The sequence below is a fragment of the Novosphingobium sp. 11B genome (assembly GCF_054589055.1).
This window is the reverse complement of record NZ_BAAILP010000239.1, coordinates 88,993-107,221: the sequence shown is the minus strand read 5'-3', so window position 1 is coordinate 107,221 and position 18,229 is coordinate 88,993. Positions and strand designations below refer to the sequence as shown.

Here is an 18,229-nt window from a genome sequence, read left to right as displayed (position 1 = left end):
GAAAGCTGGGACCGCTGGCCGCGTAAAACCCAACCCTCGGCTAGGCGTGCTGACGATAGTTGGCCGTAACAGGCCAGCGGTCCCAGCCTTCGCTGGGATGACGGGTTGGAGGGACGACGCGCGCGCATCCTCCCCGGCACGGGGAGGGGGGAGGATTCAGGCTTTCTTGCGTTTTTTTCTTGGCGCGGCCGTCGACTGACGCACGATCAGGCGATGTGGAAGCACCACTTCGCGCGCCGGTCCCTCGTGGTCCTGCTGCAGGAGCGAATCCAGCATCAGCCGCATCGCCGCCTCGCCGATCTCCACCGTGGGGATGTGCACCGTGGTCAGCGGCGGGATGGCGAAGGCGCCGAAACGCAAGTCGTCGAAACCCGCCACCGACATCTCGTCCGGCACGGAAATGCCGCGCTGATGCAGCGCGCTCATCGCGCCCATGGCCATCTCGTCGTTGGCGCAGGCGACGGCGGTGAACTCCGCGCCGCTGTCGAGCAGGCGCACCATCGCATCGTAGCCCGACTGGAGCGAGAAATCGCCGCGCGCCACCAGCGCTTCGTCGAACTCGATCCGCGCGCGCAAAAGGCCCAGCTTGTAGCCGGAAAGACGGTCCATCGACATGAACTGGTCGAGCGGCCCGGTGATCGCGGCAATGCGCTGGTGCCCCAGTTCCGCCAGATGGCCGACGATGAGGGCGCTGGCCTCATGGTTGTCGGTGCGCACGCGCGGCAGGTTTAGGTCGGGCGGATACTCGCAAGCCGCGACCATCGGCGGCAGCTTGCTCTTGGCCGGGGGATTGAGGACGATGTCGGGGAGGTTCTTTTCCAGCAGGATGAGCCCGTCGGCCTGCTTGCCCGCGATCATCGAGGTGAACTTGTTGAGCGCATCGACGTCACCCTCGGTAATGCCGAGCAGCACGCGCATCTTGTTGGCGCGCGCGACGTTCTCGATCCCCTCGACGAAGGCTGAGGTGAACGGGTTGTAGATGCTGGGCACCGCGACGATCACGTTGTCGCTGCGCTGGCGGCGTAGGCCCGCGGCCAGGTGGTTCGGCTCGTAGTTGAGGTCGGCGATGGCCGCCTCGATCCGCTCGATCGTGGCCGGGCGTACCAGCGAGGGCGTGCTGAGCGCGCGCGACACTGTCGCTACCGATACTCCCGCGACGCGGGCGATGTCCTTGATGTTCGCCATTGGATGTAAACGTTACATAGCCGCGAGGGGCGGAGCAAGCGAAGTTGCGCGATGCGCAACTTTCGTCACGCCTTCGCAATCACCTCCGCCGCGCGCCACGCGAAGGCCATCGCCGGGCCGTTGGTGTTGCCCGAGATGCCGGTCGGCATCGCCGAGCAGTCGGCCACGTAAAGGCCCGAGACGCCGTGCACCCGCAGGCCCGCATCGACGACACCCTCTTCGGCCGAGCCCATGCGGCAAGTGCCGGTGCCGTGGAGGCCGGTCGAAACCATCCAGTTCGCGGCCTGCTGGATCTCCTCGTCGGTCTGGACGGAGGGGCCGGGCACGGTCTCGGCGCCGATGTAGGGGGCGAGGGCGGGCTGGGCCATGATCTCGCGCACCTTGCGGATCGCGCGCAGGATCGTGGCGCGATCCTCGGGTGCGGTGAACCACTCGGGGACCAGACGCGGCGGCGCGGCCGGGTCGGTGCTCGCCAGTTCGACGTAGCCGTGGCTATTGGGGCGCAGGCAGAAGGCGGTGGCGGTGATCCCGGGGACCGCCTCGGTCTGGCCGCGCCCGGCCTCGGGCTTGTCGTCCTCGGACGACGCCATGGAATAGGGCGAGATGCCGAGTTGCAGGTCGGGCCAGTCCTTGTCCGCCTCCAGCGAGGCCATGACCGAGACTTCCGGCAGCAGCGAGGCCATCAGACCCTTGCCGGTGAGGATGTAGCGCAGGCCATGCCAGTAGGCGCGCCAGCCGCGGAACTCGTGGTTGAGGCCGCGCGCCTTGTTCAGCCGCCACGACAAGGCGACCATCATGTGCTCGTTCATGTTGCGGCCGACGTGCGGGTTCTCATGCACCACATCGATGCCGTGGCGGGCGAGAACGTCGGCGGGGCCGATGCCGGAAAGCTGGAGCAGCTTGGGGCTCTGTAGCACGCCTGCGGTGAGGATGGTGCGGCCTGCGGTGAAGGCAACATCCTTACCCTCGATTTCGGCGAGGACGCCGGTGGCCTGCTTGCCCGCGAACGTAACGCGGCGCACCAGCGCGCCGGTCAGGATGGTTAGGTTCGGGCGCTTGGCCGCGGCCTTGAGGAAGGCGGTATAGGCGGTGACGCGATTACCGCGCGGGTCCACGGTCTGCTGCGTGCGACCGGCGACTTCGGTGCCCGGCGCGTTGACGTCGTCTAGGACGGGAATGCCCGCCTCGCGCGCCGCCTGCAGGATCGCGCCGGTCAGGACCGGGTCGCCCTCCGGCACTTCGGTGACTTCGAGCGGGCCACGCTTGCCACGGCGACCGTAGCTTTTGCCGTGGTAGTCTTCGAGTTCCTCGTAGCAGCGCTCGATCTCGGCCCAGTTCCAGCCGGGATTGCCCTGCGCTTCCCATGCGTCGTAGTCGCGGGGCTGGCCGCGAAAGTACCACGTGCCGTTGACCGCGCTCGAACCGCCGAGGCCCTTGCCGTAGAACCAGGTTTCGCCGGCGGGGCGTGTCCCCTGCTGCTCGGCGGGGAAGGGCCAGTACCACTTGGGCTTGGTCCAGATCTTGATCATGCCGCGCGGCATGCGGACCATCAGTTCCTCGTTGCGGCCGCCCGCTTCGAGGAGGAGCACCTGGCTTTTGCCATCGGCGCTCAGGCGCTCGGCGAGGACGCAACCGGCGCTGCCCGCGCCGACGATGATGTAATCGAACTCAGTGCGCATGCTCGGGGCTCTCAAGCGTTCTTGTAGGCAGGAAGGAAGCGGAACAGGATGAGCGAGAGGCCCATCGCCACATAGCTGGCGGCAGGCAGCCAGACGTGCCCGGCCATGACGGCGGTGACGACCTCGGGCGTGACGGGCGCCTTGGCGTCGTAGGCGGCAAGGCTGAGGAACCACGCGCCTGCCGCACCGCCTACACTCATGCCCAGTTTCACGCCGAAGCTGGAGGCGGCGAACAAGAAGCCCTGCGCGCGGTAGCCCGATTTCCACGCGCCGTAGTCCACCGCGTCGGCCATCAGCGAGAACAGCAGACCGCCGATCAGACCCTGCCCGATATAGGCGACGCAGTTGGTCACGATCAGCCAGGTGTGGTCGTTGGAGAGCGGCATGATCGCGGTGAAGATCGTCGCCACGGCGGCGCCGATCGCGCCGGTCATGCGCTTGCCGATGGCGTTGGCGCAGATGCCTGCAAAACCGGTGCCGACCAGCACCGCCAGCATCGTCAGCATGAGGGTGGAGGTGAACTCGGCCTCGCCCAGCACGCTCTGCGCGAAGTAGACGAAGGACTGGATGTGGCCGGTAAAGCCGATCCAGAAGAAGAAGTTGACCAGCATCGTCGCGATCCAGGGCCAGTTGCCCTTCGTCGCCTGCAGCGACTGCGCGGTGGTGAGTTTGGCGACGGAATGGTCGACCTCGACCCGCTCGCGCGTGTTGGCGAAGGCATTGAGCATGCAGGCCAGCGTGATCGCGCCGGTGATCGCGGCGAGGACTAGAAAACCGTGCGCCTCGTCCCCATTACTGAAGCTCTTGACCAGCGGCAGCGCGGCGTAGCCGATGCCGACCGTGGCCGAGGAACCGATGAACTCGCGCAGGGCGTTGACGGTGTTGCGCTGCTTGGGATCGCGGGTCAGCGTCGGCAGCATGGAATTCAGCGGCAGGCTGACGGCGGAATAGAGAATGCCCATCAGCGTATAGGTCGCGAAGATGAAGGCGATCTTCTGCCAGCCCTCCAGCGGCGGCGCCCAGAATACGATTGCGCCGCAGACCGCGAAGGGCACGGCGAGCCAGAGAAGGAACGGACGATGCTTGCCCCAGCGGGTTTCAGTGCGGTCGATCAGCAGGCCCATCATCGGGTCGAACACCGCATCCACACAGCGCGCGATCAGGAACAGCGAGGCGACCGTGCCCGCGCTGACGCCGTAGACGTCGGTGTAGAAGTAGAGCAGGTAGGCATTGGTCATGCCGAACGGCAGGTTGATGCCGAAATTGCCCAGCGCGTAGCTGAGCTTCTCGCGCCAGGTCAACGCGCCGTTCACGCAGCGGTCTCGTTGGAAAGGCGGTCCAGCACGTCCCCTGCGAAAGCAAGCGACTTGCGGGTTTCGGTCAGAGGATCCGGCACGGCGTCGATCTCCAGGATGGCCCACTTCTGGTCGGCCTTCGATAGCATGAGCCTGGCCCAGCCGTCGAAATCCACGGTGCCTTCGCCGATGGCGCAGAAATATTCGCGGTGGGCGTGATGGATGCCGTGATCGATCGGGATGTTGATCGGCATCGCGCTCTTGGCGTCCTTCCAGTGCGCGGTGACGACACGCTCGATGTGGCGCGCGACGACGGTGACCGGATCGCCGCCCGAAAGCAGGATATGGGCGCTGTCGGGGCAGAAGCCGACGTAGACCGGATCGGTCAGCATCAGCAGCAGGTCGATGTCGCGCGGCTGACAGAAGGTGGAGTGGGCCTCGGTATGGAGCGCGAGGCGCACCCCGTGCCGCAGCGTCAGCGCGCCGAGACGGTTGCAGAAGTCCGCCGCCTTGCGGGCGAATTCCATGTCGACGAAGACAGGCGGCTCGGCGTCCCAACTGGTGCGCATGGGCAGGCCCATGACCATGATGTCGGATCCCCAGGCGGCAAGCGCCTTCGCCGATTCCTCGGCGCTGTCGAGCCAACGGGCCTCGGTCTGCGCATCGCCCATGCCGCCCTCGATGGCGACGTCGGCGAAGAAGCCGCTGGCGATGGCGAGATTGCGCCGGTCCAGTTCATCCTTGGCCGCGTCGATCGAGCCATAGGCGGCGATCAGGCCTACGGGGTCGAAGGGGGAGAAGGTGAGTTCGATGCCGGTGACGCCGCTTTGCGCCAGCGTGTCGAGCATGCGGTCCCAGAAGGCGCGGGGCTGTTCACGGCCGAAGGTGACGACCTCCTGCTCATTCGCCATCCCCCAGAAACCGGGATGGAAGAACGTGATGAGATCGACGCCGAACGACAGCATTTAGATGGATACCTCAGCCTGCGACGGCGCACCGGCCATCGCCGCACGCCACCAATGTAAACCTTTTCTTTTCTTAAAAAGGCCCAATCCTCGCATGTTGTCAAGCGATGGCTGTGCCGGGCTTGCGCGAATGGCGGAATTCCGGGTAATTAACCGGTGGTATCGTTTTCATTAAACGACCGTACTCAGCGTCGCAAACGGGAAAGAAACGTCGTTTATGGTCGTATTCGCAAGCGCTTTGCGGGCGGACTGTCCGGAAAGGCTCCTCGAATCGCTCGCCACCTTCTATCGCGACAGTGCGATGCGGTTGGATCGCGCGTTTCGGGCGCGGAAAACGGTCTGACAAGAAATAAAGAGGTTCGCAGCACATGAAGACCATCAAGGGGCCGGGCATCTTCCTCGCCCAGTTCGCCGGTAACGACGAACCGTTCAACTCGCTCGATTCGATCGCGGCGTGGGCTGCCTCGCTCGGCTACAAGGGCGTGCAGGTGCCCAGCAACGACGCGCGGCTGTTCGACCTTGAAAAGGCGGCGGAGAGCCAGGACTACTGCGACGAGGTGCTGGGCATCCTTGGCCAGCATGGTCTGGCGCTGACCGAACTGTCCACGCATATCCAGGGCCAGCTGGTCGCGGTCCATCCGGCCTATGACGCGGCGTTCGACGCCTTCGCTCCCGAAGCGGTGCGCGGCAATCCCGGCGCGCGGCAGGAATGGGCGGTGAACCAGATGCATCTGGCGGCAAAGGCCAGCGAGCGCCTTGGCCTGACGACGCAGGCGAGCTTCTCGGGCGCTTTGGCGTGGCCCTACTTCTATGCATGGCCGCAGCGCCCGGCCGCGCTGGTGGACGAGGCTTTCGCCGAACTCGCCCGCCGCTGGCAGCCGATCCTCGACCGCTTTGACGAATGCGGCGTCGACATCGGCTTCGAACTGCACCCTGGCGAGGACCTGCACGACGGCGTGACGTTCGAGCGTTTCCTCGAGGCAACCGGCAATCACCCGCGCGCCAATATCCTCTACGACCCCAGCCACATGGTCCTGCAGCAAATGGACTACGTCGGCTTCCTCGACGTTTATCACGAGCGCGTGAAGTGCTTCCATGTGAAGGACGCAGAGTTCCGTCCCTCGCCCAAGGCGGGGGTCTACGGCGGCTATCAAGGCTGGGTGGAACGCCCGGGCCGGTTCCGCTCGCTCGGCGACGGGCAGGTCGATTTCGGAGCGATCTTCGCGAAGATGGCGCAGTACGACTTCGCGGGCTGGGCCGTGCTCGAATGGGAATGCGCGCTCAAGCATCCGCAGGTCGGCGCGGCGGAAGGTGCGCCGTTCATCGAAAAGCATATCATCCGGGTGACCGAACATGCCTTCGACGACTTCGCGGGCGGCGACGGAGCACTGCCGGATTTCCGCCGGATGGGCATGTCCTGATACTGAGGGCCTGAGAATCGGAAACCCCGGGAGTGCGGAAGCTCCCGGGGTTTCTCTTTTACCGTCTGCGGTTGCGACCCGAGAAGGCTCTGCGCTTGTCCGGCACAGGTGGCGGAGGGAGGAGATCACCGCCTGGCTACAAAAAGGCCCCTCGGGGCCACGCATGAATCACATATAGATGTAAACGATAACATCTGCAAGCTGTACGAAAGAACAGCGAGTCCCGAAACGGCGCAGCTACCGGCGTTACTGTTCACTGCCGGAAGTCGGGGCGCAAGTTCGCAGCGTAGTGCCGGGTACAAGTGCCGGATAGCGTTCGAGAATTGCCGCCGTGACACCATTTGTCCAGCCGAAGCCGTCCTGCAGCGGATACTCGCCGCCGCCGCCCGCGCGGCGTTCCTCCACGTCGTATTTCTCCAGCATCTTGCCCGTTTCCAGGTATGTGCAGTTCACAGTGCCGAGCCAGCGCGCGGCGACGTCCTTCGCCAGAGCGTCCTGCCCACCGCGGTGCAGCCCCTCCAGGGCGACCCATTGCAGCGGCGCCCAGCCATTGGGAGCATCCCACTGTTGGCCGGTGCGCAGGATCGTCGTTCGGATGCCGCCTTCGCCCAGAAGTGTGCGCCGCGTGGTTGCGGCGACGGCCGTGGTCTGCGCGGGGGACGCCATGCCGACGAAGAGCGGAAACAGCGTGGCGGACGACTGGACACTGCCTGGCGTGCTCTCGTCGAGAAGCCAGTCGGCGAAACGCCGCTGGCGGCTCTGCCACATGTATCTGTCGATGGCGCCTTTGCGCGCTGCGGCCCGCTGGAAGAATTCGCGCGTGCAGGGCTGATCGCCTGCCTGCTTGCAGCCTTTCTCGATACGCTTCTCCATCGCCCACATCAGGGCGTTGAGATCGACGGGCACCACCTGCGTGGTGCGAATGGTCGCCAGGTCCTGCGGGTCGGAGAGCCAGCGCGAACTGAAGTCCCACCCGCTTTCCGCGCCCGCCCGCAAGTCACGGTAGACTTCGGCGGCAGGCCGTGCGGAGGCCTTGGCAGCTGTGGCGCGGTCCTCTGCGAAGGATTCGTCGCGCGGCGTATCGCGGTCATCCCAGTAGCGGTTGAGCACGCTGCCGTCGGGCATGCGCACCACCCGCTCGCACGCTTTCGCCGCACGGGCACAGCTTTCGCCGGCCATCCAGTAGGCATGCTCCTTGCGCAAGGCCGCGAGACGCCGGGCGCGGACGGTGCCGTCGGTCTGTTTCGAGAGGTCCAGCATAAGCGCGAAGAACGGCGGCTGCGAACGGCTGAGGTAGTAAGTGCGGGTGCCGTTGGGGATGTGACCGAAGCGCTCGATCAGGCTGGCGAAGTCGTCGATCATCCCCTCGACCAGATCGTCGCGGCCATCGGCGACGAGGCCCAGCATCGTGAAGTAGGAATCCCAGTAGTAGATCTCGCGGAACCGCCCGCCCGGCACGACGTAAGGCGACGGAAGCGCGATCGCCGAACTTGCGGGCGGCGGCGTGACCGCGTCGCGCAAAAGCTGCGGCCACAATGTCCTTATGTGTTCGCGCAAGGGGGGCAGCGGCTTGTCGTTGACACCGGGGACGGTGAAGTTGTCGAGCACGAAATAGCGTAGGTCGGTCGGAGAGGTCGGCGGCTTCGCCGCGTACTCCGCCATGATCGCGTCGGGTGCGCGCCCGGGCACGGCGTCGGCGAACGTCTTGCCGTCCTCGAAGACGTGGCCTTCCTGCACCGCGGCGAAAAGGTCCCCGAATTGATCGGCGGGGGAGGGCTGGGCATTGGCCGTCAGGGCGAAGGCCAGGAATGATGTGCCGAAGCCCGCGCAAAGGCGGCGTACCCTGCTGCTCACGAAACGTATTCCGGCAATTGACTTCCCCTCTGGCCGTGCTCTTGGCAGAGGCAACGGGTCAGACTGCACAGGGTTTCATGAGAATTGAGGCAATCCGCATTGCGGCCATCGTCACGCAGGCGCCTTGCGGGCCGGTTCTTTGCGCATGATGCCCCGCCGTTTGATCGCGAGCGCACGCGGCCAGTTGTCGCTTGCGTCGGCGTGTGATTCGCCGAAGTTTCGACGGGCGGCCCACTCACCCCACAATTCACGGGGGGGCAGGGTCAGACAAAAGGTTCAGGGAAAAGCGCAAGCGACGAGTGCAGGGCGAACCGGAATACCGGTCGGCAGCCCTTCGGGAATGGGGATCTTCGGCAGCGGAAAGGCGGTGCCAACGCGCGTACCCATGCGGTGCGCCTTCACAGATGGGGGTTATTGTGACCACGACTGCTCGTTTCATGGGCGCCACCGGCGTCTCCGTCCTCGCATTGCTGGCAGCGACTTGTCCGGCTTCGGCACGGGCCGAAGCGGCGGACGCGGCCGCCGATACCGCAGCGGCGGCGGCTGAGGGCGGCGGCGGTCCGATCGGCGAGATCGTCGTCTCGGCGGAGCGCACCAACGTCACTCTCCAGAAGGCGTCGCTGTCGGTCACGGCGGTCACCGACGATACGCTGAACAAGGCGAACATCACCGAAGTCACCGGGCTCAACGGCAGCGTGCCGGGCCTCGTCGTCGCCAAGAGCGGCGGCGGCGAGCGGATGATCTCGATCCGCGGCATCGGTTCGGAGACGCCGGAGAACCCCTCGACTCAGCCGGGTGTCTCGTTCCACGTCGACGGCGTCTACATCTTCAATTCGATCGCCGCGAACGCCGCCTTCATCGACGTTGCGCAGGTGGAAGTACTGCGCGGCCCGCAGGGCACGATGTACGGGCAGGGCTCGACCGGCGGCACCATCAACGTCGTGTCCAAACAGCCCGATGCCTCGGCGCTGTCCGGCTCGGCGAACCTGGGTTACGGCAACTACAACATGCTCAAGGCCGACGCCGCGATCAACGTGCCGATCACCGACACGCTGGCGATCCGCGCCGCCGGTCAGCGCCTGCGCCACGACGGCTATGCCAAGGCCACCGACGTCGCCGGCCAGCCCGGTTACGAACTCGACGACGCCGATGAATGGGGCGGCAAGCTGGCCGTCAAGTGGACTCCGACCGACCGCGTCTCGGTGCTGCTCTCGACCATCCAGTACAAGGGCGACCAGAACGCGACCGCGCAGAAAAACGTCCTCGCCCCCAATCCGGACCCGCGCGAACTGACGCAGGATTTCCCGGGCAAGACCTATATCCGCACCCAGCTCTACTACGGCGTGGTCAAGTTCGACCTCGGCGGCGCGACGTTCAGTTCGATCACCGGCTACCAGAAGCTGCACAGCGACCTGTCATGGGACGGCGACGGGCTGAACCCGGCACTGTTCCTGCTGGCCAGCGGCGGCTTCTACAACTACGACCACATCGCCACCTGGCAGCAGAACACCGCTTCTTGGACGCAGGAATACAACATCGCCTCGGACAACGAGGGGCCATTCCGCTGGATCGTCGGCGGGGTCTACCTGCGCTCGAAGAACAAGAACTACATCAACGAATATCGCGACAACAAGGGCGACGGGCTTAACCCGCCGCTGGCCACGGGCACGCTGTTCAGCGATCCGCTGGTCAAAGCGATCACTTATGCCGAACTCTCGGCCATCACCCGCGAGGCCTATGCCGGGTATGCGCAAGGCAGTCTCGAACTGACGAACGCGCTGACGGTGACGGCGGGCATCCGCTACAACCACGACAAGTACAGCGGCGTCAGCGACAGCATGTCCGGCGGTACCAGCGGGCAGACTTCAGGGGCCTATCTCCAGCCTGCGCCGACCCTCGGCACCAGCACCGGACGCCTGACCGGCAAGTTCGCGCTGGACTACCAGCTGACCCCCAGCAACATGGTCTACGCCAGCTACACGCGCGGCTTCAAGCCGGGCGGCATCAACAGCGCGGCGGCGAGCGGGAACAGTTCCTACACCATCTTCGGCATGGAGACCGGCGTGAAGCCGACCTACAAGCCCGAGACTTTGGACTCGATCGAGATCGGTTCCAAGAACCGCTTCTTCGGCGATACGCTGCAGATCAATGCCTCGGCGTTCTACTACTTCTACAAGGACCTGCAGTTCCTTGAGGAAGACGCGGTGCTGTTCGGCGAGGGCATCAGCAATGCGCCCAAGGCGGAAGTCTACGGCGCCGAACTGGAAATGGACTGGCACGCCACGCAGCACCTGAGGTTCGAGGGCTCGCTATCGCTGCTGCACGGCAAGTTCACCGAGGACTATCTGGCCCTCAACGCCACGGCTGCCGACGCGGCACAGGTCGCGGCGGGCTATGGCGGCGTCGGCGGCTTCTTCGCCAATTTCGGCAATGCGGTCTACGTCCGCGAGGCAGCGCGCGAGAACATCAACGGCAACAAGATCCCCAAGATGCCCTCGGTACAGGGATCGGCGGCGGTCTCGTGGACCGGCGATATCGGCCCCGGCGAATTCACCGCCCGCGCGCAGTACATCTATCGCGGCAAGTTCCAGTCGCGCGTATTCAACACGCCGGGGCAGGACGATACACCCGACTACTCGCAGGTGAACCTATTCGCCAGCTACGCCTTCGCCGATACCGGCTTCAGCGTCTCGGCCACGGTGACCAACCTGTTCGACACGAACGGCATCAACTCGCGCTTCACCGATCCTTACGGCAGCGGGCAGATCTCGGACACCTACATCCCGCCGCGCCAGGCGCTCTTCTCGGTCGGGTACAAGTTCTGATAAATAGGGCGAGGGAGCCGATCCGGGAGTCAGCATGAGCGTCACCGTCTTCGGTTCCCTCAATCTCGACATAGCGCTGCGCCTGCCGGCGAAGGCCGCCTGGGGGCAGACCCTGCTGGTAGAGGACAGCGCGCAGGCGGTCGGCGGCAAGGGACTCAACCAGGCGGTGGCCTCGGCGCGGTTCGGATCGGTCACCCGCATGGCGGGGGCTGTCGGCGACGATGCGGCGGGGCGCCTGCTGCTGGAGGCGCTTGGCGGTGATGGCGTCGATACCGCGCATGTCGAGGTGCTGGCAGGGCAGGGCAGCGGTCGCGCCGCGATCCTGATCGAACCCGGCGGCGACAACATGATCGCGGTCGAGGCCGGGGCCAACCTCCTGGCACGCGCCGAGGTGGCGCTCGGTGCGATCGACGCGGCGACGCGGGTGCTGCTTGTCCAGCTGGAAACCGATATCGATGCCATTGCCGCGCTGTTCGCCAGCGATGCGGCGGCGCATGTCCGCAGGATCGTCAACGCCGCTCCGGCCATCCCGGCGGGCGCGCGGCTGTTCGGCATGGCGGACATGATGATCTTCAACCAGACCGAGTTCGCCGACTATCTCGCGCTGGATCGCGAGCCGGAGACGCTCGACGATCTGCTCGTGGCACGCCGCCTCTTGGCGCGGCCGGATCAGACTGTTGTGGTGACGCTCGGCGCGCTGGGGTCAGCGGCGATCGGAGTGGAGCGCGCGACGTTCGTGCCTGCGGTTCCGGCCGAGCGGGTCGTTGATACCAGCGGCGCCGGGGATTGCTTCTGCGGCGTGCTCGCCGCCTGCATCGATCAGGGCATCGGTCTGGAAGCGGCGCTGCGACTGGCTAACGCTGCGGCGTCGCTCTCGGTAGGGCGCAGGGGTGCCGCGCCGTCGATGCCCTTGAGGTCGGAAATCCCCTAAAATTCCTCCCCGAGCTTGCTCGGGGAGGGGAACCGCCCGCGCAGCGGGTGGTGGAGGGGGGGAGAACCTCGCGCAATTCCCCCTCCGCCACCGCCTTCGGCGGCGCCACCTCCCCGAGACAAGCTCGGGGAGGAATGGGTCTTTACTCCGCCGCCACGACCTGCACAGCCTGCACCCCGCGCTCGCCCGGCTTGCGCAGGATCGCGACAGCGCAGAACAGTACAGCACTCAGCACCGCAAGGCCGAGGAAGATGCCGGAGAAGCTGCCGGTTTGGTCCTTGACCGCGCCGCCCAGCGCTGGACCGATCGCAGCCGAGGTCGATACCGCCATCATGATCGAATAGAGTTCCAGCGAAGCGCGTTGTCCGAAATAGGACTGCAGCAGCATGACGGTGCTGACGTAGCTGAAGCCCAGCCCACCGCCGAACGTCACCATCCACAGCATCAGCGAGATCGGTCCGTCGATCATCGCCAGCGTAGCCGCGGAGACTCCCAGGCACCCCAGCGAGAACATCGTCAGCGTCCGCGCGCTGGTCTTCTCACCCGCGATCCCGGCCAGTGCCGATCCGATCGCGCAGACCAGAGCCGCAAGACTTATGAGCTGCGAGGCGCGATCCTGCGCGATGCCGTGCTCCATCAGGTGCTGGTAGGCGAAACCGTGCGTGGTCGTGTTGATCGCGAGACACGCGGTATAGGCGAGCACGACGACCCAGAACTGCACGGTCCCGAGCGCGCGGCGCACGGTCCACTCGGCCGGTGCACCCGGGGACGCGACGTGCTCCTCGGGCGCGGCGATGTGGAGGCGTCCGGCGGTGAGGGTGCAAAAGCCCCCCACGACGACCGATGCCACGGCGAAGAGCAGCCAGTAGAAGCGCCAGTCGAACCCGGCGCTCTGCGACCCGTACCACAGCAGCGGCCCGGCGACGGCGCCGAGGTTGCCGATCGTGAAGTAGAGCCCCAGCACCGTCGAGCGGCGCCGGAAACTGCTCGACAGGATATGCACGGCAGGCACGGTGCCGCAGAAGCAGTAGCCGATGCCGAGCAGCGTGGTGCCCAGATAGTAGCCCATCACGCCGGTCGAGGTGTAGAGCAGCCAGAATGCCACGAACAGGATCACCGTCCCCGCCGCCAGCGTGCGCCCGATGCCGAGCTTGCGGATCGTCAGCGCGGGGGCGAGGCTGACGATCCCGCAAGCCGTGCCCAGCAGGGTGAAGCCGAAGCCCGCCTGCGCCCAGTTCATGTCGAACGCCTCGACCATGGACGGCAGCACCATGCCCAACGAATTGAAGGTTCCCGCCGAGAGCAGGAAGTACATCAGGCACAAAGCCTGAAGCACGATCATGACGAGCAGACGGGTGTTCATCTTGGTATGATCCCTGTGGCGGGGCGGGTGGACGCGGCGGTGTTTCTCGGCACCGGCCACCGGCTGAGTACAATCATGCGTATCGACACAAGCGCGGTGCCGACACTTCTCTCCACGCGGAGCAAGATGGCATCCATGGCCCACGTCGTCGAGAGGGGGGTCATGCGCTCCACGCAGCCATGACCGCGTCGGTGGTCACCAGCAGCGAGGTATTCGCGGCCAGCGCCTTGAGCGCGTGGGCGTGAAGGTCCGGTTCGTAGGCGGCGCAGGCGTCGGACACCACGAACGTATGAAAGTCACGGTGAAAGGCGTCGCGCGTGGTGGAATCGACGCAGCACTCGGTGGTGAGGCCGGTCATCACCAACGTGTCGATCCCGCGCGCGCGAAGTTGCTGTTCCAGATCGGTGCCGTGGAAGCTGGAATAGACCAGCTTGGATATCTCGATGTCGCCCGGCTGGGGGAACAGGCGATAGTAGTCCTCGCCGCCGCTGCCGATCCGGCAGATGCCTTCCTCGCCGGGCGTGCCGCGCCGGGCCATCAGCGTCTTCAGAGCCTCGGAATCGGTTTCGGGGCGCGTCATCACGCGCATGAACGCTACCGTAACTCCGGCCGCGCGGGCGGCGGCGATGAGCATCTCGATCCGGTCGATCGCGGCCTCGGCCGGGGCGAGGTCGATGCCGAAGCGACCGATCAGGCCCTCGGGCGCGGCGAAGTCGACCTGCACGTCCACCACGATCAGGGCAGTGCGGGCGGGAGCGATCATCCCGGCGGGGTCGATGTGCGGCAGGTTAGCCATGCGCGGGTTCCATTTGGGCAGGGAAGCGCTCGCGCAAGGTCGGCAGCACCTTTTCGCCGAAGATCGGCAGCGCCGCGTGATAGTCCGGGAAGATCAGCATCAGCCCGTCGAGCGAAGTCTTCTCGAAAATCTCCGACAGGCGCGCCGTCACCGTCTCCGGGGTGCCCAGCACATGCGGGGTCATGAAGGTGGAGCGGGCCTTCTGGGTGAAGGCGTTCTCCTTGCCGATCTCGCTATCGAGGAAGCCGTAGGCACGCATCATACCGTGGAGAGCTTCCTCGTCGAAGCCGGCACGGAAATGAGCGGCGGTTTCCTCGGCGGCCTCGTCGGTGTCGCCGAACACCACGGTCATCATGGAGTACGTACGGATCTTCGCGCCGTGCCCGGCTGCTTCCGCCTTGGCGTTGGCGCTGGCTTTCGCCAGTTCCTCGACGTTGCCGCCCGAAAGGAACAGCGCGTCCATCTCGTTGGCAGTGAATTCGATGCCGACTTTCGAGGTTCCCGCACAGACGAGGAACGGCGGGGCCTGTGGCTTGGGGTTCGACATGCAGTCGTCGAGGGTGAAGTGCTTGCCCGCCATCGTCACGGAGTCCTGCGTCCACAACGCCTTGATGCCCTTGATCCACTCGGTGGCGAGGACATAGCGCTCATCGTGGTCCACGCCCTCCGGCCAAGCGCCCATTTGCGAGAATTCGCCTTTGTAAGATCCGGTCACCACGTTCAGTCCGGCGCGGCCGTGGCTGATCTGGTCGAGCGTGGCGATCATCTTGGCGGTGACGGCGGGGTTCTGCAGGATCGTGTGGACGGTCGCCCAGACTTTCACCCGGCTCGTCGCCTGCGCCAGGCCCGCCATCAGCATCGGCGAGTCCAGCGACGCATTCCAGTGTTGCGTCTCGCCGCCGTAGCCGCGGTACTTGGCCATCGCCATGATGAAGTCGAGGCCGATGTCCTCGGCCAGCCGCGCGGCCTTGAGGTTGTAGTCGTAGGACCCGTCGAGCGTGGGCGCGTTCTTCGACAGGATCCAGCCACCGTTCGCCATCGGCATGAAGATGCCGAGGTCGCGTCCTCCGGTGTCGGACGGGAGGCCGAAGCTCTCGGGACGCGGTTGGCTCTGGATCATCTGGCTCCCCTGCTTGTGCTTGAAATTTCGAACCGAAGCTAGAATGGGGAGCGGCAAGGTTCTTGTCACCCTGCGCCCATGCTGTTGTCGTCGGTCAAGGCGTCGGGCGCGGGTCGCATAGATGCCTCTCGCCTGCAGGCGCAAGGTTAGGCGGATATTCGAGCAGGCATTCGTAAGGAAAACCGACATGAGCAACTGGTTCATCACCGGCGTCAGCACCGGACTCGGCCGCGCCATCGCGCACGAGGCGCTGGAAGCAGGACATACCGTCGTCGGAACCGTGCGCAGTACCGATGCCGCCACCGCCTTCGAGGCGCTGGGGGAGGGAGCCATCGGCATGATCCTCGACGTCACCGATGCCGGGGCGGTCAAGGCGGTCGTCGATGCTGCGGAAGCGCGGACCGGCGGCCTCGACGTGGTCGTGAACAACGCAGGCCTCGGCTATACCGGGGCCATCGAGGAAACGCCGATCGAGGACGCGAAGGCGCTGTTCGACGTCAACGTCTGGGGGGCGCTGGCAGTGATTCAGGCGGCGCTGCCGTACCTGCGGGCGCGAAATTCCGGCCATATCGTCAATGTCGGGTCCATCAGCGGCATGGCCTGCTGGAACGGCACAGGTATCTACGGGGCGAGCAAGTTCGCGCTCGACTGCATCGGGCGCACGCTGGCGCAGGAGGTGGGGCCGCTCGGCATCAAGGTGACCAACGTGGCTCCAGGGGGCATGCGTACCGAATTCGCCGCCTCGCGGCTGCTGGGGGCCGAGCCCTCGATCGCCGACTATGCCGGGACTGCGCATGTCGCGCGGCAGGTACTGACCGGCCATCACGGCGAGGAACCGAGCGATCCGGCGATGATTGCGCAAGCGATCGTGACGGCCATCGCCGCGCCGGAGCCGCCGCTGGTGTTGCTGCTGGGAGAGGATGCCTTGGGCTACGCCAAAGGGGAGTTCGCGATGCTCCAAGGGCAATTCGACACCTGGATGCATCTGACGACGGCAGTGGCTGCAAAATAATCTCGAATGAGGGCGTTTCTGACAAGCCCTTGGCATGCACATGAAACCATGGCGATTTTGATGCTGGCGCTTGGCAAATGCAGCAATGTCGAGGCAAAGTAATCTACACTAATTCGCGTTATGTGATCTGGTCGACTCTCAGCGTGCGTATTTTGATTTAATATTGACCCAGGGTTCGCGCAATAAACGAGTCGTTTTTCCTGAAAATATGTAAAATTGCGTCTTGCGCGTCATATATTGCTTGTCTGAGGTCGATGTGAGACGCATTGGGAGGGTACTCCAATGAACAGGCAGAAGTTTGTTGCAGCCGCTGTCGTGGGTCTTGCTTTGTGCGTAGCGCCGAGTGGCGGCCGGGCAGAAACCGAGACCGATACGCTTTCCGTCATTGCGCCGCCAAGCGTCCAGAACTGGTCGGAGAACGTGTTCCGACAATTCGAGCGTAAGGTCAGGTATCCGGCTCCGATGGGCACGATGCCGGCCAGCGAAGGCATCGTCGCCGTCAAGTTCAATTGCAGCGAAGACGGCGTGCCTTCACAAGTCCAACTCTACAAGACTTCGGGTCACGGCGACCTCGACCGCGCAACTGTGCGCGCGGTGGAGCGCATCGCCACGCTTCACCCGCTGCCGCGCGGGGTGGGGCATGACCAACAGTATATCGTGCGCGTTCTCTTCGCCAATTCGGAGGGTTATGCGCAAAGGAACATGACCCGGCTGCGCGAGGATGCTGCCCGCAGCAATGCATGGGTCGGCCGCAGCGGGGCGACCACGGCGATGCTGGAACTCGTCCCCCCGAAAGGCTGACGCCGCGCGCCCCCGCCTCGACCGTGCGCCTGCCCATGCGGGCGCACGGTCGCTGCTTCAGGCGGCGAACAGGCTCTTGCGGATCACCGCATGCACGCCCCAGTTGCCGTTGGCGACCTGGCTGATCCCGAAATCCACCCCCACCGAGAGCAGCGAGATCGCCTCGTCCTCGGTCAGATCGCGCAAGGTCATCAGGAACCGCCGCGCCTTGCGGAAGGCGTCGCGCATCGCGGCGTCGATCGACGATTGCTTGTAGACCTCGCTTTGTGCGTTCGCGCCCAGTTCCTTGAGGTATTCCGGGTGCGAGAAGCCCAGGATCACCCATTCGTCCTTGGTTTCGATCAGCGGATAATCGATGTCGCGGATGTACTTGCGGCTGGTCTTGGCGGGGTGGAGTATCACCTGGATCACCGCCGTCATCGAGCATTCGATGGCGGTGCCGCACAGTTCGCTGTCGCCCTGGCTGGCATGGGGATCGCCCATTGACAGCAGCCCGCCCGGCACACCCACCGGCAGGAAGCAGCTCGATCCCGCCCCCAGCCGCCAGTTGTCGATGTTGCCGCCGAAGTTGGCGGGCGGCACCGAATCGATCAGTTCCGAATGTGCGGGCGCCAGCGCGATCACCCCGAAGTGCGGGCGCACCGGGATCGTCACGTCGCGCAGCACGTCGAAGTTGCGGGTGATGGTCTCGGGATCGACCGGCACGCCGGGATAGTCGTAGCGCTCGTGGACCACGCCCGAAGGGTCGGTCTGCGGGGTCCAGCGATAGGAGTAGACCGCCTGTGCGGTGGCGCGGCCGGGTTCGTTGTCGATCTCGTAGATCGTGATGACCTCGCGCTGCTTGGGCTCGGTCAGCAGGTCGTTGTAGTGGTAGCCCCAGTAGGCCGCGACGTTGGAGCCGAAGGCGCGCCCGGCGAACAGCGGGTTCTGGCTGGGGCGGTTCTCCATGTCGAGGATGCGGACCTCGATCACGTCGCCGGGG

The 18,229-nt window shown here is 65.4% G+C and carries 14 protein-coding genes; 5 read left to right on the top strand and 9 right to left on the bottom strand.

The window, feature by feature from the left end; translation table 11 throughout:
* Positions 1-156 precede the first annotated feature (156 nt).
* The 4 genes from ACYPYD_RS21485 to ACYPYD_RS21470 all read right to left on the bottom strand — a co-directional run bounded on the left by ACYPYD_RS21485 (position 157) and on the right by ACYPYD_RS21470 (position 5,124).
* On the bottom strand, positions 157-1,185 hold the full coding sequence (locus ACYPYD_RS21485) for a LacI family DNA-binding transcriptional regulator (RefSeq protein WP_008832368.1): 1,029 nt from the start codon (positions 1,183-1,185) through the stop codon (positions 157-159).
* A 65-nt stretch (positions 1,186-1,250) separates the two neighbouring features.
* Entirely contained in the window at positions 1,251-2,864 is a 1,614-nt protein-coding gene (locus tag ACYPYD_RS21480) for a GMC family oxidoreductase (protein WP_459665407.1), read from the bottom strand.
* Between the two features lie 11 nt (positions 2,865-2,875).
* Complete coding sequence (locus ACYPYD_RS21475) at positions 2,876-4,177, bottom strand: MFS transporter (RefSeq protein WP_459665404.1); 1,302 nt, start codon at positions 4,175-4,177, stop codon at positions 2,876-2,878.
* Positions 4,174-5,124, bottom strand: a complete 951-nt coding sequence (locus ACYPYD_RS21470) for a sugar phosphate isomerase/epimerase family protein (protein WP_459665402.1) — start codon at positions 5,122-5,124, stop codon at positions 4,174-4,176. The genes ACYPYD_RS21475 and ACYPYD_RS21470 overlap by 4 nt, the downstream gene beginning before the upstream one ends.
* Before the next feature lie 368 nt (positions 5,125-5,492).
* Between ACYPYD_RS21470 and ACYPYD_RS21465 the strand changes: the two genes are divergently transcribed.
* The gene (locus tag ACYPYD_RS21465; protein WP_459665400.1) at positions 5,493-6,545 is read left to right on the top strand and encodes a sugar phosphate isomerase/epimerase family protein; all 1,053 of its coding nucleotides are present in this window, start codon (positions 5,493-5,495) and stop codon (positions 6,543-6,545) included.
* 246 nt (positions 6,546-6,791) lie between these two features.
* Here the strand turns inward: ACYPYD_RS21465 and treF are convergent, their stop codons facing one another.
* Positions 6,792-8,399, bottom strand: a complete 1,608-nt coding sequence (gene treF, locus ACYPYD_RS21460) for an alpha,alpha-trehalase TreF (protein ID WP_459665399.1) — start codon at positions 8,397-8,399, stop codon at positions 6,792-6,794.
* Positions 8,400-8,815: 416 nt separating this feature from the next.
* Between treF and ACYPYD_RS21455 the strand changes: the two genes are divergently transcribed.
* Positions 8,816-11,224, top strand: a complete 2,409-nt coding sequence (locus ACYPYD_RS21455; RefSeq protein WP_459665397.1) for a TonB-dependent receptor — start codon at positions 8,816-8,818, stop codon at positions 11,222-11,224.
* Positions 11,225-11,258: 34 nt separating this feature from the next.
* Complete coding sequence (locus tag ACYPYD_RS21450; protein ID WP_459665394.1) at positions 11,259-12,155, top strand: ribokinase; 897 nt, start codon at positions 11,259-11,261, stop codon at positions 12,153-12,155.
* Positions 12,156-12,297: 142 nt separating this feature from the next.
* Here the strand turns inward: ACYPYD_RS21450 and ACYPYD_RS21445 are convergent, their stop codons facing one another.
* The 3 genes from ACYPYD_RS21445 to ACYPYD_RS21435 form a co-directional block, all read right to left on the bottom strand.
* Positions 12,298-13,518: an MFS transporter gene (locus ACYPYD_RS21445; protein WP_459665391.1), complete on the bottom strand. Its 1,221-nt coding sequence runs from the start codon at positions 13,516-13,518 to the stop codon at positions 12,298-12,300.
* A 160-nt stretch (positions 13,519-13,678) separates the two neighbouring features.
* The gene (locus ACYPYD_RS21440; RefSeq protein ID WP_459665389.1) at positions 13,679-14,314 is read right to left on the bottom strand and encodes a cysteine hydrolase family protein; all 636 of its coding nucleotides are present in this window, start codon (positions 14,312-14,314) and stop codon (positions 13,679-13,681) included.
* Positions 14,307-15,434, bottom strand: a complete 1,128-nt coding sequence (locus ACYPYD_RS21435) for an LLM class flavin-dependent oxidoreductase (RefSeq protein WP_459665386.1) — start codon at positions 15,432-15,434, stop codon at positions 14,307-14,309. Before ACYPYD_RS21435 ends, ACYPYD_RS21440 begins: the two co-directional genes overlap by 8 nt.
* 187 nt (positions 15,435-15,621) lie before the next feature.
* Between ACYPYD_RS21435 and ACYPYD_RS21430 the strand changes: the two genes are divergently transcribed.
* Entirely contained in the window at positions 15,622-16,446 is an 825-nt protein-coding gene (locus ACYPYD_RS21430; RefSeq protein ID WP_459665385.1) for an oxidoreductase, read from the top strand.
* Between the two features lie 282 nt (positions 16,447-16,728).
* A complete protein-coding gene (locus ACYPYD_RS21425; RefSeq protein WP_271182807.1) occupies positions 16,729-17,247 on the top strand; it encodes an energy transducer TonB family protein in 519 nt (172 codons plus the stop codon).
* A gap of 57 nt (positions 17,248-17,304) precedes the next feature.
* Here the strand turns inward: ACYPYD_RS21425 and ACYPYD_RS21420 are convergent.
* Positions 17,305-18,229 (bottom strand): acetamidase/formamidase family protein (locus ACYPYD_RS21420; protein WP_459665383.1); only part of this gene is annotated, 925 nt, incomplete at its 5' end.

Bases quoted from the DNA above. Each gene is read 5' to 3' on its own strand.
- ACYPYD_RS21430 (WP_459665385.1), top strand. From the start codon at position 15,622: ATGAGCAACTGGTTCATCACCGGCGTCAGCACCGGACTCGGCCGCGCC.
- ACYPYD_RS21445 (WP_459665391.1), bottom strand. From the start codon at position 13,518: ATGAACACCCGTCTGCTCGTCATGATCGTGCTTCAGGCTTTGTGCCTG.
- ACYPYD_RS21435 (WP_459665386.1), bottom strand. From the start codon at position 15,434: ATGATCCAGAGCCAACCGCGTCCCGAGAGCTTCGGCCTCCCGTCCGAC.
- ACYPYD_RS21485 (WP_008832368.1), bottom strand. From the start codon at position 1,185: ATGGCGAACATCAAGGACATCGCCCGCGTCGCGGGAGTATCGGTAGCG.
- ACYPYD_RS21470 (WP_459665402.1), bottom strand. From the start codon at position 5,124: ATGCTGTCGTTCGGCGTCGATCTCATCACGTTCTTCCATCCCGGTTTC.
- ACYPYD_RS21480 (WP_459665407.1), bottom strand. From the start codon at position 2,864: ATGCGCACTGAGTTCGATTACATCATCGTCGGCGCGGGCAGCGCCGGT.
- ACYPYD_RS21425 (WP_271182807.1), top strand. From the start codon at position 16,729: ATGAACAGGCAGAAGTTTGTTGCAGCCGCTGTCGTGGGTCTTGCTTTG.
- ACYPYD_RS21440 (WP_459665389.1), bottom strand. From the start codon at position 14,314: ATGGCTAACCTGCCGCACATCGACCCCGCCGGGATGATCGCTCCCGCC.
- ACYPYD_RS21465 (WP_459665400.1), top strand. From the start codon at position 5,493: ATGAAGACCATCAAGGGGCCGGGCATCTTCCTCGCCCAGTTCGCCGGT.
- ACYPYD_RS21450 (WP_459665394.1), top strand. From the start codon at position 11,259: ATGAGCGTCACCGTCTTCGGTTCCCTCAATCTCGACATAGCGCTGCGC.